General features: G+C 68.3%; 11 protein-coding genes and 1 pseudogene. 5 read left to right on the forward strand and 7 right to left on the reverse strand.

All coding sequences use genetic code 11. The features are described from left to right. Window positions 1-181: 181 nt before the first annotated feature. Window positions 182-1,900, forward strand: a complete 1,719-nt coding sequence (locus SBI80_RS01315) for a PE-PPE domain-containing protein (protein WP_318972562.1) — start codon at window positions 182-184, stop codon at window positions 1,898-1,900. Between the two features lie 57 nt (window positions 1,901-1,957). On the opposite strand, the gene SBI80_RS01320 is transcribed toward SBI80_RS01315, so the two are convergent. The 7 genes and pseudogenes from SBI80_RS01320 to SBI80_RS01350 form a co-directional block, all read right to left on the reverse strand. Next, window positions 1,958-2,854 carry a cyclopropane mycolic acid synthase family methyltransferase gene (locus tag SBI80_RS01320; RefSeq protein WP_318972563.1) on the reverse strand — a complete coding sequence of 299 codons (897 nt, stop codon included), beginning with the start codon at window positions 2,852-2,854 and terminating at the stop codon, window positions 1,958-1,960. 163 nt (window positions 2,855-3,017) lie between these two features. Next, window positions 3,018-3,896: a cyclopropane mycolic acid synthase family methyltransferase gene (locus tag SBI80_RS01325; protein WP_318972565.1), complete on the reverse strand. Its 879-nt coding sequence runs from the start codon at window positions 3,894-3,896 to the stop codon at window positions 3,018-3,020. 128 nt (window positions 3,897-4,024) lie between these two features. Further along, a complete protein-coding gene (locus tag SBI80_RS01330) occupies window positions 4,025-4,927 on the reverse strand; it encodes an alpha/beta fold hydrolase (RefSeq protein ID WP_318972566.1) in 903 nt (300 codons plus the stop codon). Next, window positions 4,927-6,306, reverse strand: a complete 1,380-nt coding sequence (locus tag SBI80_RS01335; RefSeq protein WP_318972568.1) for an ABC1 kinase family protein — start codon at window positions 6,304-6,306, stop codon at window positions 4,927-4,929. The genes SBI80_RS01330 and SBI80_RS01335 overlap by 1 nt, the downstream gene beginning before the upstream one ends. 78 nt (window positions 6,307-6,384) lie before the next feature. Beyond that, on the reverse strand, window positions 6,385-7,293 hold the full coding sequence (locus SBI80_RS01340; RefSeq protein ID WP_318972570.1) for an alpha/beta fold hydrolase: 909 nt from the start codon (window positions 7,291-7,293) through the stop codon (window positions 6,385-6,387). 85 nt (window positions 7,294-7,378) lie between these two features. Beyond that, complete coding sequence (locus tag SBI80_RS01345; protein WP_318972572.1) at window positions 7,379-7,981, reverse strand: DinB family protein; 603 nt, start codon at window positions 7,979-7,981, stop codon at window positions 7,379-7,381. Window positions 7,982-7,983: 2 nt separating this feature from the next. Further along, window positions 7,984-8,082 (reverse strand): annotated as a pseudogene (locus SBI80_RS01350) (DinB family protein); the annotation flags it as partial. 70 nt (window positions 8,083-8,152) lie between these two features. On the opposite strand from SBI80_RS01350, the gene SBI80_RS01355 reads away from it, so the two are divergent. The 4 genes from SBI80_RS01355 (at window position 8,153) to SBI80_RS01370 (ending at window position 14,850) form a co-directional block, all read left to right on the forward strand. Further along, window positions 8,153-9,106 (forward strand): helix-turn-helix transcriptional regulator, encoded by a 954-nt coding sequence (locus tag SBI80_RS01355; protein WP_318972574.1) that lies wholly within the window; start codon window positions 8,153-8,155, stop codon window positions 9,104-9,106. 97 nt (window positions 9,107-9,203) lie between these two features. After that, window positions 9,204-13,334 (forward strand): glycoside hydrolase family 38 N-terminal domain-containing protein, encoded by a 4,131-nt coding sequence (locus SBI80_RS01360; RefSeq protein WP_318972576.1) that lies wholly within the window; start codon window positions 9,204-9,206, stop codon window positions 13,332-13,334. Beyond that, on the forward strand, window positions 13,331-13,942 hold the full coding sequence (locus SBI80_RS01365) for a DUF7158 domain-containing protein (protein ID WP_318972578.1): 612 nt from the start codon (window positions 13,331-13,333) through the stop codon (window positions 13,940-13,942). The genes SBI80_RS01360 and SBI80_RS01365 overlap by 4 nt, the downstream gene beginning before the upstream one ends. Then, a complete protein-coding gene (locus tag SBI80_RS01370; RefSeq protein ID WP_318972580.1) occupies window positions 13,942-14,850 on the forward strand; it encodes an ROK family protein in 909 nt (302 codons plus the stop codon). The genes SBI80_RS01365 and SBI80_RS01370 overlap by 1 nt, the downstream gene beginning before the upstream one ends. Window positions 14,851-14,960 lie beyond the last annotated feature (110 nt).

Below are 14,960 nucleotides of genomic sequence, written 5' to 3' on the forward strand. Positions count from 1 at the left end.
AAGACGACGGTCGGCCGAAGAACGGTGAGCGACGACGCCGACGGGGAGAGAGACCGACACCTCGTAGGCGAATTTTCCTGACATGCGGGTCAATTGACTCCTGCCGTCCACTGCGCTGTGCGAGCATGCCCAAGGAGTCAGCGCTCGCGTGACTCGAAGGCGCGTAACTGGAGGTCGGCACATGCGTCGCACAACCCGCTCGATCGGCGTCGTATTCATCTCGATCGTGGCCGCTCTGGGCTTGGTCATCGGATCGGCCTTCTCGGCCGCGCTGGCCTTCGGCGCGGCCACCGCGCTGATCGTGCCGGGCACCGGCACGCACAACATCCTGCCGCCGAACGCGGTCACCGGGTACAAGGAAAACGCCGCCAACCGCTACATCAACGAGTCCGGCGTGCCATGCAGTTCGACCGACGGGTGCAACCTCCAGGGCGTCGACTATCCCGCCAGCTTCTACCCGATCGGCTTCATCCCCGGCTGGTGCCCCGGATACTCCTGCGACACCTGGAACGAGTCCGTCGGCACCGGCGTCACCAACCTGAACACCGCGCTGACGAACGCGCTGGCCGCACCCGGCACCGACCCGATCATCATCTTCGGCTACTCCCAGGGCGGGGCCGTCGTCTCCCGCGAGATGTACGACATCCCCGGCTCGGCCAAGAGTCGGGTCTCGGTGGTCACCATCGGCAACATCAACAACCCGCTGGGGTTGTGGTCGCGCCTGAGTTTCCTGCCGACCATCCCCGGCCTGAACATCTCCTTCGGCCCGCAACTGCCCACCAACAACGGCGTCACGAGCACCAACTACAGCTTCGAGTACGACCCGGTGGGTGATGCACCTCAATACTGGGGCAACGCCTTCGCCATGCTCAACGCCCTGGCCGCCTTCGAGTACGTGCACGGGTACTACCTCGACCCGACGAGCAACGCGCCGACGGACTCCCTGCCCTACGGGTACAGCGATGCCACGTTGGCCAACGCCATCACCAACACCCCGAAGCGCACCTACGGCGACGCCAGCTTCGTGCTGATCCCGCAGCAGGGTGCCCTGCCGCTGTACCAGCCAATCGTCGACCTCGGCAAGCAGTTCGGCATCAGTGCCCTGGTGAATCCCTTGGTGGCCCTAGTCAATCCGCTGACCAAGCTGCTCGTCGACCTGGGTTACGACCGCGCGACGAACCCCGGCATCGCCAGGACGCTGTCGCTGCTGCCGTTCAACCCGTTCGCAATCAACCCGATCCAGTTCGCCGGGCAGGTCGTGCAGGCCATCGTCCAGGGCGTCCAGGACGCTCTCGCCGGCGGTGCCTCGCTGACCCCACCGACGACGGTCACCCCGATCACCACGACGGCTCCGGTGACGACGCTGGCGGCGAGCACCACCTCAGTCGCGAAGAAGCAGGCCGTCACCACCGCGGAGGAAGCCAAGCAGGACGTCACCACCACCGAGGAAGCCAAGCAGGCAACCGAGCAGACGGTGAGCTCTGTCCAATCCACTCCGGAAAAGACTGCAACCGAACAGGTTCCGGCAACCGAGACCGCGACCACCGGTCAGGCCTCCGCCGGCTCCACACCCGTCGCCGCGGTGCAGGAGAAGGCCACCAACGACCAGGACGCCGCGGACAAGGCGGCAGCCGCCGCCAAGGACGCCGCCGACAAGGCAGCCAAGGATGCCAAGGATGCCGCCGACAAAGCAGCCAAGGATGCGGCGGACAAGGCCACGGCTGCCACCTCGGCCGCCGACACGGCCGCGAAGGCCGCCGCGGAGAAGGCCAAGGAGTCCGCCGCCGCCAACGGCGCCGCCAGCACCGGCAGCGACAAGACCACCGCCGACACCACGAAGACGACCGACACCTCCGCCACGGCCGGGGACACCGCTGACTCGGAGAAGAAGGCGGCCTGACACAGCAGAACGCCCCGGCACTCGCGAAGTGCCGGGGCGTTCTGCTGTCGGGAGCGGTTAGGCCGCCGCGCCAGGCTTGAGGTAGGTGACCAGGCTGACGTCGATCGCTTCGTCGACGAAGTAGAACTGGCAGCCCGTCAGGTACTTCATGTAGCGGTCGTAGTTCTCGACGCCGGCCGCGGCGATCGCCTCGTCGCGGTGATTCTCCAGGCGAGCCGCCCAGATGCCGAGGGTCTTGATGTAGTGGTTGCGCAGCGACAGCGCCTCGGGGACGGTGAAGCCCGCCTTCTCGCCACGCTCGACCATCATGTCGGTGGACGGGATCCGGCCACCCGGGAAGATCTCGGTGATCATGAACTTGATGAAGCGGGCCATCTCGAAGGTCAGCTTCTTGCCGCGGCGCTGCAGATCGTCGGGGTGGTACGCCACGCTGCTCTGAATCGTCATGCGACCGTCGTCGGGCAGGATGTCGAAACAGGTCTTGAAGAAGTCGTCGTAGCGCTCGAAGCCGAAGTGCTCGAACGCCTCGATCGACACGATGCGGTCGACGGGGCTGTGGAACTGCTCCCAGCCCTCCAGCCGCACGTCGAAGGTGCGCTCGGTGTCGAGCTTGCCGAGGATCTCGTTGCAGTACGCCTGCTGGTTCTTCGACAGCGTCAGCCCGATGACGTTGACGTCGTACTTCTCCATCGCGCGCTGCAGCGTCAAGCCCCAGCCGCAGCCCACCTCGAGCAGCGTCATCCCCGGTTTGAGGTCGAGACGCTCGAGGTGCTGATCGACGTTGGCGATCTGCGCCTCGGACAGCGTGACGTTCGGTCCGGTGAAGTACGCGCAGCTGTACTTGCGCGTCGGGTCCTGGAACACACCGAAGAAGTCGTCCGACAGGTCGTAATGCGCCTGGATGTCCTCGAAGTGAGGAGTCAGATCCTTCGTGCCAGTGGAGTTGTCAGACATGTTCTTCTTGTAAGGCCTTTCATTCATCGAGCTGTCGTCATCGCCCATCGGCGGATAGGACGCGATGTGATGCTCCGCACCCTACGCGGCGCACGGCCAGGACACGCGCATCTAGCCGTAGACGCCAGCGTTTCGCCGGTGTAATACCCAAAATTTGCTAGGGCTACTTCGCCAGGGTGAACTGGCAGACGTCGATGTAGCCCTCGTGGAAGCCCTTTGCGCACCCCGTGAGGTAGTGCATGTAGCGGTCGTAGACCTCTTCGGACTGGATGGCGATGGCCTCGTCCCGGTGCGCCTCGAGCGCGGCGGACCAGGTGTCCAGGGTCCTGGCGTAGTGCTTCTGCAGGGACTGCGTCCGGGTCAGCTCGAAACCGGCCTTGGTGCCGTACTCGCCGACCATCTCGGTGGTCGGCAGGTAACCGCCCGGGAAGATCTCGGTGAGGATGAACTTGACGAACCGCGCGATCGAGAACGTCAGCGGCAGCCCGGCTGCGGTCATCTGGGGCAGGGTGAGCGCCGTGATGGTGTGCAGCAACATGACACCGTCGTCGGGCAAGGCCTTGTAGGCCATCGCGAAGAAGTCGTCCCAGCGGTCCTTGCCGAAGTGCTCGAAGGCGCCGATCGACACGATGCGGTCGACGGGCTCGTCGAACTGCTCCCAGCCGTTCAGCAATACCCGCTTGGACCGCGGGCTGTCGTGCTTGGCGAACTCGGCCTCGACGTGGGCCTTCTGGTTCTCGCTAAGCGTCAGGCCGATGACGTTGACGTCATACTTCTCGATTGCCCGCAGCATGGTGGATCCCCACCCGCAACCGACGTCGAGCAGCGTCATCCCCGGCTCGAGACCGAGCTTGCCGAGCGCCAGGTCGACCTTGGCGAGCTGGGCTTCCTCCAGCGTCATGTCGTCGCGCTCGAAATACGCGCAGCTGTAGGTCTGGGTCGGGTCGAGGAAGAGGCTGAAGAACTCATCCGACAGGTCGTAGTGCGCCTGTACGTCCTCGAAGTGCGGCTTCAGGCCACCCTTCTTACGGGTAGTCGACATAGTGCAGAAAGCCTTTCTTCGCTGATCAGCGTCTTGGCGGCGTCGCCAATGACTCGCCAAGACTCCCTGATGCGCTCAATCGCGCACTCTACGCCGGTCGTGCTCGCGAGCCGAATCGCACCACCGGTTCACGGGACTTCGGCAAACGTGGTCTTCAGTTCCCCGACGAAGTCGTCCCAGAGCGGCTCTGGCAGGTCGTGGGCCATTCCGTCGAACAACACCAGACGGGAGCGACGGATGGCCTTGGCGATCGCGCGACCACCCGAGGGACGCATCAACTTGTCGGCGCGACCGTGGATCACCAGCGTCGGCGCGGTGATCTGCTTGTCGTAGCCAAGCAGGCTGCCGCTGCCCAGGATGGCACCGAACTGACGGCCCACGCCGGCCGGATAGTAGGAACGCTCATAGGCCTCCGTCGCCTCGGCCACGAGCTTCTCCTCGGGCACCGGGTAACCGGGGGAGCCGATGATCTTTCCGACGCGCACCGAGTTGGCGATCACGCCCTCCCGCGAGGTGTCCTTGGGACGGGTGGTCACCGCGCGCAGCTGCTGGGGACCCGGTGGGGGGAGGAACGCTTGGTTGTTGCTCGAGAAGAAGATGCCGAGGGTCTTCGTGCGGTGTTGATACCGCGCCGCGAAGATCTGCGCGATCATCCCGCCCATGGACCCGCCCACCACGTGGGCCTTTTCGATCTGCAGATGATCGAGCAGCGCCGCGGCGTCGTCGGCCATGTGCTCGAGGGTGTAGACCGCCTCGTTGCGCAATCCCAGCTGAGACCGTGCCATTCGCGGCAGCAGCTTGGCGCCGGTGTGACGGCCCTCGACCTTGCTCGAGAGCCCCACGTCACGGTTGTCGTAGCGGATGACCCGCAGGCCCTGGTTGACCAGTTTCTCGCAGAAACCCTTGCGCCAGAACAACAATTGCGCGCCAAGGCCCATGATCAGCAGGACGGCGGGGTCGTTCGGATCGCCCATGTCCTCGTAGAAGATGTCCAGGTCGCCCGAGCGGGCGGTGCCGGTGCGAAGGTTCATCAGGCGTCCGTTTCGTCGGTGGGATGCTCCTCGCGCGAGCGCTCGTCGGTGGTGTGCTCGCGGCTTACCTCCACCATGAAGTTGGCGAAGTACCCGGTCAGCTGCGGGTCGCTCATCATCTGCCACTTCGGCGCCAGCAGCTTCATGTAGCGCTCCACGTAGAGGAACTGCTTGCCGATCAGCACCAGCTCGCGGGGCAGCTTGACGTCGTAGGCCTCGGCCAGTGCCGAGAGCTGCTTGCCGATCTCGGCGTACGACAGCTCGCCCAGAGACTTGGTGGTCAACGGAGTGGCAAATGCCGCAAGGTCTTTTGCGGCGTTGCCCTCCGGTTCGACGTTGCCTACCGCACCCATCAGGACGACGATCTTGCCGGCCGCGGCGTGGTCCTTCTTGACCAGCAGGGCGTACACCAACTCGCGTAGCAGCCAACGGGTGCGCGGGTCGATGCGGCCCATGATGCCGAAGTCGAAGAAGACGATCTTGCCGTCGGCGTCGACGTAGAGGTTGCCCGCGTGCAGGTCACCGTGGAACAGGCCGTGCCGCAGACCGCCCTCGAAGACGCTGAACAACAGCGCCTTCACCAGCTCCGTGCCGTCGAACCCGGCCTTGCGGATCGCGGCCACGTCGTCGATGCGAACGCCCTGCACACGCTCCATCGTCAGCACGCGCTCACTGGTCAAATCCCAATAGACCTGCGGAACCCGGATGTTCTTGCCCAGCGGGGAGGTGTGCATGTGGGACACCCAGGCGTCCATCGACTGCGCCTCGAGCCGGAAGTCGAGCTCTTCGGCGAGGTTGTCGGCGAAGTCGGCGACGACGTCCTGCGCCGAGAGTCGGCGGCCCATCTTGGCTAGCTCGACGAGCTGCGCGCCGCGCTTGAGGATCTGCAGGTCGGCTGCCACCCGCCGGCGGATGCCGGGGCGCTGGATCTTGACGACGACCTCTTCACCGGTGTGCAACGTCGCGTAGTGCACCTGCGCGATCGACGCCGATGCGAACGGCTTCTCTTCGAAGGACTTGAACAGGTTGGCGGGCTCGTCACCGAGCTCCTCCTTGAACAGCTCGTGCACGGCCTCGGTGTTGGCGGGCGGCACCCTGTCGAGCAGGCCGCGGAACTCGCGGCTCATTGGCTCGCCGAACGCGCCGGGGCTGGAGGCGATGATCTGGCCGAACTTGACGTAGGTGGGGCCCAGGTCGGCGAAGGCCTGGGGGATCTGTCTGATGATCTTCTGCTGGAGGGAGCCGCGGCCGCCGAGCGTGCTGACGACCCGAGCGCCGGTGCGGGTGAGTTGCCATCCCGTCACGCCGATGCGGGCAGCTTCGACCGGCAACGGCACCCGGTCCAGCCGGGCTACCTCGCGGTGCTTGGTGGTTGTCATGACTGCAGTGTCTCAAAGGTGCCGGTGACGCGGAAATTTCCTGTGCGCCCCGTCACATCCGGTGGTCCGGGCTGCGCGCTACGGCAACGGGTAGTTGGCGTTCTCCACCAAGGCATCCACCACCGGCCGCCATACCGGTGCCGGCAGGTCATGGCCCATGCCGTCGACGACGACGAACCGCGCGCCCGTGATGATGCGAGCCAAGTTGCGGCCGTTTCGAACTCGCACCATCGGATCGGCGGATCCGTGCACGACGACCGTCGGCGCGGTGATGCATCGCGCATGGCGCACGAGGCTGCCCGTGCCAAGCACGGCGTCGAACTGCCGCAGCCGACCCTGCGGGTAGTCGCTGCGGGCGGTGAGGCCCTCGACGCGCTGGCGCAACTGCTCCTCGGTCGGCAGGAAGTTTGGGCCGTTGATCACCGCGATGTTGCGCACCTCGTAGGCCACCTTGGCCGCGCGTGGCGCGTCGCGGCCCGGCGGGTTGAGCGCCAACCTGATCACTCCCCACCTCGGCAGCGCCGCCAGTGGCTGGCCCGCACTGCTCATCAGCAGGCCCAACGAGGCGACGCGGTCGGGATGCCGTGCTGCCAAGATCTGGGCGATCATCCCGCCCATCGAGGCCCCGACGACGTGCGCGCAGTCGATCTCGAGGTGTTCGAGCAGCCCGCGCGCATCCTCGGCCAGGTCGACCAGCGTGTACGGCACCGGGCTCGGCCGACCGATCAGGTAGCGCCCGACGCGCGCGAGCACCGGCCCGGCTGCCCGCTGCCCGTGCATCTTGGTCGACAGGCCGGTGTCGCGGTGATCGAACCGGATCACCCTGAGACCCCGGCCGAGCAGCAGCTCGCAGAACCCGTCCGGCCACATCGGCAGCTGCGCGCCGACGCCCATGATCAGCAGCACGGGCGGCGCGTCGACGTCACCGAGGTCTTCGTAGAACAACTCGACGTCCCCGCAGCGCGCGATGCCGGATCTGACGTCCATGGGCTCCATCTGCTCGACAACCGCAAGTGCGGTCGATGACGCGAATCGCGGGCGCGACCGTCACCAACCGTACTTTCGGCGATCCTCAGGCCGACGCGGGCGGGGTGAAGGGCTTGAGCCAGTCCGTCTCCGGCCAGCCCTCCAGGCCGGCGAGCAGTTCGTACATCGTGGCGCCGTCGATGGACTCCCGGATCACGTCGCCGTGGCCGGCGTGGCGGGCGAACTCCTCGATCAGGTGGAACAAGACCCAGCGCACCGACCACGCCGCGACGTCCGTCGGGAACCACGGCGCATCGCGGGGTACCGGCACCGCAGCGTCCAGATCGGTGGTCTCGACCAGCCTCAGCGTCTCGCGGTTCTGCGCCTCGAAGCGCTCGAGCAGGTCGGCGAGCATCTCGTCGGGTTTCATCACGAACTCGTCGGCGTACTCGGCCTGCCGCTCGGCGCTGGAACGTTCGTCGGCCGGCGGCGCGTCGGGCGCGGCCGCGACTCGTTGCATCCAGCCACGCTGGCAGCCGGTGACGTGCTTGATCAGCGCACCAATCGACAGCGCGCTGGCCGTCGGGGTGGCGCGGGCCTGCTCGTCGGTGAGCCCGTAGGCCAGCGCATGGAAGGCGTACTGCTGCTGGAAGAGGTAGTCGCGCAGGGCTTGGCGCTCGTCGGCGACGGGAGGGGGCATGGCGGGCATGGTCAGTTCTCCTTGCTGATGGTGTGGACGTAGAGGTCTCGGAGCACGGCGATCTCGGCGCCGTGGTGGATGACTTCGCGGTTGATGTGCAGGACCAGGTCGTTCCCCATGCGATCACCCTGACAGAAGTTTAGGACCAGTTCGGTCCTAAGAGTGCGGCAGACTGCGACCATGTCCGAGACGACGAGCCGGGTGCTTCAGCTGCTCGGTCTGCTGCAGTCGCGGCGGGTGTGGAGCGGTGCGGAACTGGCGGACCGGCTCGGGGTGACGGGGCGCAGCGTCCGTCGCGACGTCGAGCGGCTGCGCGAGCTCGGTTACCCGGTGCACGCCAGCAAGGGGCACGGCGGGGGATACCAGCTTGGTGCCGGCGCGGCATTGCCGCCGCTGCTGCTCGATCCCGACGAGGCCGTCGCGATGGCCGTGTGCTTGCGCGTGGCCGCCGGCGGCAGCGTGGCCGGCGTTGGGGAATCGGCGTTGCGCGCCCTGTCGAAGCTCGACCAGGTGATGCCGTCACGGCTGCGCTCGCAGGTCGCGGCGGTGCACGACGCCACGACGACCCTGACCGCGGGGTCCACCGATGCCCCGGTCGAACCCGACGTGTTGATGACGCTGGCGCGGGCCAGCCGCGACCACGAACACGTCGGGGCCAGATACGTCGACCGTGCCGGCAACGTCACCGAGCGGCGGCTGGAGCCCTACCAGCTGGTGACGACGGGGCGGCGCTGGTATCTGTTCTGCTACGACCGCGACCGCGACGACTGGCGCAGTCTGCGGCTGGACCGGATGACCGACGTGACGGCTCGCGGCACCACCTTCACCCCGCGCCAGGCGCCGGACGCCGCCAGCTACGTGCGCCGCGCCATCACCGCCTCGCCGTACCGCTACGTGGCCCGCGTTCGCTACCAGGCATCGAAGGAGGTTGTGGCGCACTCGTTCTCCGATGCCTCCGCCGAGATCGAGGCCGATGGACCGCAGGCGTGCATCGTCACCGCGGGCGCCGACGAAGCCGAATGGATGGTGCCCTGGCTGGCACTGCCCGGGGTGGAGTTCGAAGTGCTCGAGCCGCCCGAGGTGATCGCCGCGGTCCGCGTAGTCGCCGAGCGCCTACGCCGCGCGGCCCGTTGAAACCGTCCGCCGAATGTGGAGTCGCGTCACGCGATTGCGCCGTCGGGCGTGGCGGAAGTACGCACTCGGCGCGAGGGTGAAGCCGTAGGGTGGCGGGATGCACGTCACCTCGGTGGAGTCGACGGAGTTGTTCACCGGCCCGGTCGACCAGCCACTGCAGGTGGTGCGGGTGTCCTACCGGTTCTGTTCGCATCCCACGCCGGTGCACGTCGAGGGACCGGGGTTGCACACGGTTGGCGAGGTCATCGCGGCGCCCCGCGGCCGCACCGTCGAGGTCGCCGTGCGGGTGGTCGACCCGGTGGTCGGCGAGCGACGCCGCGCCGAGCTGGTCGCCGGCCGCAGCGTGACCGAGTTCGAGTTCACCGTCGCCGAACCCGGCTGGACGATGCACATGGTGAGCCACTTCCACTACGACCCGGTCTGGTGGAACACCCAGGCGGCCTACACCAGCGTCTGGACCGAGGATCCGCCAGGCCGATGCCGGCAAACCAATGGCTTCGAACTGGTCAACGCCCACCTCGAAATGGCAAGACGTGAACCGGAATACAAGTTCGTCCTGGCCGAGGTCGACTACCTCAAGCCGTACTGGGACACCAACCCCGAGGACCGCGAGGATCTGCGCCGGCTGATCGCGCAGGGGCGCGTCGAGGTGATGGGTGGCACCTACAACGAGCCCAACACCAACCTCACCAGCCCGGAGACGGCGATCCGGAACTTCGTGCATGGCATGGGATTTCAACGCGACGTGATGGGTGCCGATCCCGCGACCGCGTGGCAGCTGGACGTGTTCGGACACGATCCGCAATTCCCGGGGATGGCCGCCGACGCGGGCCTGACGTCGAGCTCGTGGGCTCGGGGGCCATTTCACCAGTGGGGGCCGATGGCCGGGGACGGCGACCCCGAACGCATGCAGTTCGCCAGCGAGTTCGAGTGGATGGCCCCGTCGGGACGCGGACTGCTCACCCACTACATGCCCGCGCACTACGCAGCCGGCTGGTGGATGGACTCCTCGGCGTCACTGGAGGACGCCGAACACGCGACCTACGAACTGTTCTCGAAACTGCGCACGGTCGCGCTGACCCGCAACGTGCTGCTGCCCGTCGGAACCGATTACACGCCACCGAACAAGTGGGTGACCGAGATCCACCGCGACTGGAACGCCCGCTATACCTGGCCGCGGTTCGTCTGCGCGCTGCCCAGCGAGTTCTTCGCCGCCGTTCGCGCCGAACTCGACGAGCGGGGGACGGCGCCGTCACCGCAGACCCGCGACATGAACCCGATCTATACGGGCAAGGACGTCTCCTACATCGACACCAAGCAGGCCAACCGCGCGGCCGAGAACGCCGTGCTGGCGGCCGAGCGCTTCGCGGTGTTCGCCGGACTGCTCGCCGGTGCGACGTACCCGGAGGCCGCCCTGGCCAAGGCGTGGGTGCAACTGGCCTACGGCGCCCACCATGACGCCATCACCGGTTCGGAATCCGACCAGGTGTACCTGGACCTGGTCACCAGCTGGCGCGACGCCTGGCAGCTCGGACGCGAGGCGCGCGACACCGCATTGCGGCTGCTCTCGACAGCGGTCGACGCCTCGGCCGTGGTGTGGAACCCATTGGTGCACAGCCGAACCGACATCGTCACGATGCACTTCGCCGAACCGTTCCGCGGCGGCGTCGTCGACGCCGACGGCCAGCCCGTCCCGGTGCTCGCCGAGCACGATGGCCACTCGATCAGCTGGCTCGCTCGCGACGTCCCGTCCCTGGGCTGGCGGTCATACCGGTTCGTCGACGCCAAGGACGCCTCGGGTTGGCAACCGCTACCCGGGGACGGCATTGCCAACGAGTTCTACCGGCTGCGGGTCGACGGAGGCCGCGGGGGAGGCGTGTCCTCGTTGATCGTCGACGGCCGCGAGCTGATCACCGACGGGCGCGTCGGCAACGAGCTGGCCGTCTACGACGAGTACTCCGCGCATCCGAAGGCCGGCGAGGGGCCCTGGCATCTGCTGCCGAAGGGGCCGGTGACCACGTCGTCGAGCGCCAGGGCGACCTCGATGCAGCGGTACCGCAGTACGCTTGGCGAGCGCGTCGTCGTCACCGGTCGCATCCGAAATCTGTTGTCCTACACTCAAACCCTAACGCTCTGGTACGGCGTCGACCGACTCGACTGCCGCACTACCATCGACGAATTCACCGGTGCGGACCGGATGCTGCGGTTGCGCTGGCCCTGCGACGTTCCCGGCGCCATGCCCGTCAGCGAGGTGGGCGACGCGGTGATCGGACGGGGTTTCGGCCTGACCCACGACCGAGGTTCGGCCAAGGCCGTCGATACGGCCAAGTTCCCGTCCACCCTGGACAACCCGGCCTACGGCTGGTTCGGGCTGTCCTCGGCGGCGCGCGTGCGGTTCGGGAGAGGCCGCGGGGGCGTCCGGGCGATCTCGGTGGCCGAGGTGGTGTCCCCGGGTGGCGACACCGACCCGGTGGTGCGCGACCTGATGGTGGCGCTCGCGCGCGCTGGTGTCACCGCCACCTGCTCCCGTGCGGAATCCGCCCGGTACGGCGACCTCGTCGTCGACTCGAATCTGCCCGACGTGCGGATCGCCGTCGGCGGCCCCGACGTCAACACCTTCAGTGCCGCGGTGCTCGGTGCATCGACCAACGGCGCTGAGCGGACCTGGATTCCGGCCAGCCGGCCGCTCAAGGACGTCTGGGTGCCTGGTGCCGACCTGCGCGACGTGCACGCCCTCCCGGTGCTGGTGCTCGATGGCCCCTCACTGCAGGACGTGGTCATGGCGCTGGCCGAGGACCTCGCCGACGCCGAGATCGTCGTCGACCAGGAGTCGCCGGAGGATCTCGAGGAGTTCGACGCCCGCACCGTCGCGGTGTTCAACCGTGGCGTCCCAAGCTTCGCGGTCGACGGTGACGGGACCCTGCACACGTCGCTGATGCGATCCTGCACCGGTTGGCCATCCGGCACGTGGATCGACCCGCCGCGGCGGACCGCCCCCGACGGTTCGAACTTTCAGCTGCAGCACTGGACGCACGCCTTCGACTACGCGGTCGCGGTCGGCGGGGGAGACTGGCGCGATGCCGAAATGCCATCGCGCAGTGTGGAATTCAACCAGCCGCTGCAGGCGGTGCCCGCCGAACACGGTCCGACCGCCGGTGGTTTGCCCCCGTGGGGTTCGCTGCTCGAGGTGGAACCCGCCCGCGCCATCGCACTCGGTGCGCTCAAGAACCGGGGCAACCCGATCGCGCGGGGCAGCGGCGCCGTCGACGACGGCATCACGCTGCGTCTGGTCGAGACCCTCGGTCGCGCAACCGATGTCGTCATCCGCTCGGGGTTGCGCACCGTGACCGCACCCCAGCGACTCGATCTGCTCGAACGCCCCTTGCCCAACCGCGACGGTGGCCTGAGCCTGCACGGCTACGAGATCGCCACGTTCGGCGTCGAGCTCAACCTGCCGCGGGTGCTCGACGCCGAGGGCACCACCCTGGCACCGGACGCCGAACCCGCCCAACCGCTCTACGCCAGGTACTGGCTGCACAACCGCGGCCCCGCCCCGCTCGGCGGATTGCCCGCCGTCGCTCATCTGCACCCCCACCAGCTGGCCGTCGACCCCGCCGAACCCGTGCAACTGCAGCTCACCGCCGTCAGTGACGTCACCGACGTGGCGCTGCACGGCAAGGTGCGGTTGCTCTGCCCGCCGGGATGGTCGGTCGCGCTGGACGAGCTGCCCTTCGTGCTGCCGCCGGGGGACTTCCTCGAATCGGTGATCGACCTGACCATGCCCCCCGGCACCGCGCCGGGCCTGTACCCGCTGCGTGCCGAACTGGCCGTCACCGGGGCCGCGATCCCCGCGGCGTGGCGCCAGACGGTGGAGGACGTCTGCGTCATCTCGGTCGGCGCGACCGACGACCGGGTGCTGCGCCTGGTCGCCGACCCGGAGCCGGTACGGGTGGCGGCCGGTGGGCGCGCGACGATCGCGGTCACCGTCGCCACCGACGCGTGGGCCGACCTGGCCGTCGAAGCCCACCTGATCAGCCCGTGGGGGACGTGGGAGTGGTTGGGGCCCAACATCATCGGTGCCGAGATACCGGCGCGGGGAGCGGTCGAGCTGGTCTTCGACGTGACCCCGCCGGCCTGGGTCGAACCAGGCGCGTGGTGGGCACTGGTCCGCGTCGGCTGCGCCGGGGAGCTGGTGTACTCACCAGCGGTCGAGGTGGTGGTGTCGTGACGAACGTGGTGGCCACCGTAGGCAACACCGTGGTGTCGGTCGACGAGGTCGACGCGAGTGAGCAGCGGCTGCGCTCGACGCGGCTGGCCAGTGCCCTACCGCGCGCCGGCACCAGCGAGGGTCGGCAGCTGCGCCGCTGGCTCACCCAGGTCCTCGTCACGGCGCGGGTGGTGCACGCCGAGGCGACCACCCTCGGAGTGAGCGCGGAGAGTGCGCCGACCGAGGCCGAGCTGCTGCCCGACGTGGCCGCACGGCTGGAGATCGGCAGCGTCGCGGCCTCGACCCTGGAGGATGCGGTGGCGCGGGCGCTGTTCGTCCACGTCACGTCCGGCGTCACCGTCGACGAGCGGCAGATCGCCGACTATCACCTCCGCAATCCCCGGCGCTTCGCCCGTCGCGGTGCCGACGGCGCCGGTTGGCGCGAGCGACCCGTCGCACCCGTGCTCGACGACGTCCGCGACGCCATCGCCGAGCACCTCCTGGCGACGGCCCGGCGACGCGAATTCCGGCGCTGGCTCGACGCCCGTCGTGCCGAACTGGTGCACCTGGCGCCCGGCTACGAACACCCCGGCGATCCCCGCCAGCCCGACAACACCCATAAGCACTGATGGAAGCGACCCTGACCCTCGCGCTCGACGTCGGTGGCACCAAGATCGCCGCCGGCCTCGTCGACGTCGACGGCACCCTGCGCCATCACGCGCAACTGCCCACCCCCGAGTCGGACGCGGAGGCCATCTGGTCGGTCGCACAACACCTGCTCACCGAAGCGCTGGCCGTCGCCGAGGGGGAGGTGCGCGGCGTCGGCGTCGGCTCCGCGGGGCCCGTCGACCTTGGCGACGGCACGGTCAGCCCGATCAACGTCCCCGCCTGGGACCGCTTCCCGATCGTGGAGCGGGTGGCGACGGCCACCGGCCTGCCGGTGCGGCTGGGCGGTGACGGATTGTGCATGGCGATGGGCGAGCAGTGGTGCGGCGCCGGCCGCGGCGCCCAGTTCATGCTCGGCATGGTGGTCTCGACGGGCATCGGCGGCGGCCTGGTCCTCGACGGAGCGCCATACGACGGACGCACCGGCAACGCCGGCCACGTCGGGCACGTCGTCGTCGAACCCGACGGGGCGCTCTGCACCTGCGGGGGTCACGGCTGTGCCGAGACCGTCGCCTCGGGCCCGCACCTGGCGCGCTGGGCCCGCGAGAACGGCTGGGACGCACCACCGGAGGCCGACGCACGGGAACTCGCCGCCGCCGCGACCGCGGGCGATCCGCTGGCGCGGCGGGCCTTCCACCGCGGTGCCAAGGCCCTCGCGATGATGATCGCCTCGGTCGCCGCGGTGTGCGACCTGGACCTGGTGGTGATCGGCGGCGGCGTGGCCAAGTCCGGTGCCCTGCTGTTCGACCCGCTGAGACGGGAGCTGACGCACTACGCCGGCCTGGACTTCCTGCACGGCCTGCGGGTGCTGCCCGCCGAACTGGGCGGCGACGCCGGGCTGGTGGGCGCGGCCGCGCTGTTCAACGCTTAGGTGGCGCGGACGAGCGTTTTGGCTGATCGGGCACCGGTCGGCTACTCTTGTGCAGTTCCACCGAAGACCGTCGGTCACCGAGCAATCGGTTGAAGGTCCCGGATAGCCCG

Origin of the sequence: Mycolicibacterium sichuanense (assembly GCF_033741125.1) — a bacterium.
Lineage (GTDB): Bacteria > Actinomycetota > Actinomycetes > Mycobacteriales > Mycobacteriaceae > Mycobacterium.

Coding starts and splice junctions, on each gene's coding strand:
- SBI80_RS01335 (WP_318972568.1), bottom strand. CDS start 6,306: ATGACAACCACCAAGCACCGCGAGGTAGCCCGGCTGGACCGGGTGCCG.
- SBI80_RS01360 (WP_318972576.1), top strand. CDS start 9,204: ATGCACGTCACCTCGGTGGAGTCGACGGAGTTGTTCACCGGCCCGGTC.
- SBI80_RS01370 (WP_318972580.1), top strand. CDS start 13,942: ATGGAAGCGACCCTGACCCTCGCGCTCGACGTCGGTGGCACCAAGATC.
- SBI80_RS01320 (WP_318972563.1), bottom strand. CDS start 2,854: ATGTCTGACAACTCCACTGGCACGAAGGATCTGACTCCTCACTTCGAG.
- SBI80_RS01315 (WP_318972562.1), top strand. CDS start 182: ATGCGTCGCACAACCCGCTCGATCGGCGTCGTATTCATCTCGATCGTG.
- SBI80_RS01325 (WP_318972565.1), bottom strand. CDS start 3,896: ATGTCGACTACCCGTAAGAAGGGTGGCCTGAAGCCGCACTTCGAGGAC.
- SBI80_RS01330 (WP_318972566.1), bottom strand. CDS start 4,927: ATGAACCTTCGCACCGGCACCGCCCGCTCGGGCGACCTGGACATCTTC.
- SBI80_RS01345 (WP_318972572.1), bottom strand. CDS start 7,981: ATGCCCGCCATGCCCCCTCCCGTCGCCGACGAGCGCCAAGCCCTGCGC.
- SBI80_RS01355 (WP_318972574.1), top strand. CDS start 8,153: ATGTCCGAGACGACGAGCCGGGTGCTTCAGCTGCTCGGTCTGCTGCAG.
- SBI80_RS01340 (WP_318972570.1), bottom strand. CDS start 7,293: ATGGACGTCAGATCCGGCATCGCGCGCTGCGGGGACGTCGAGTTGTTC.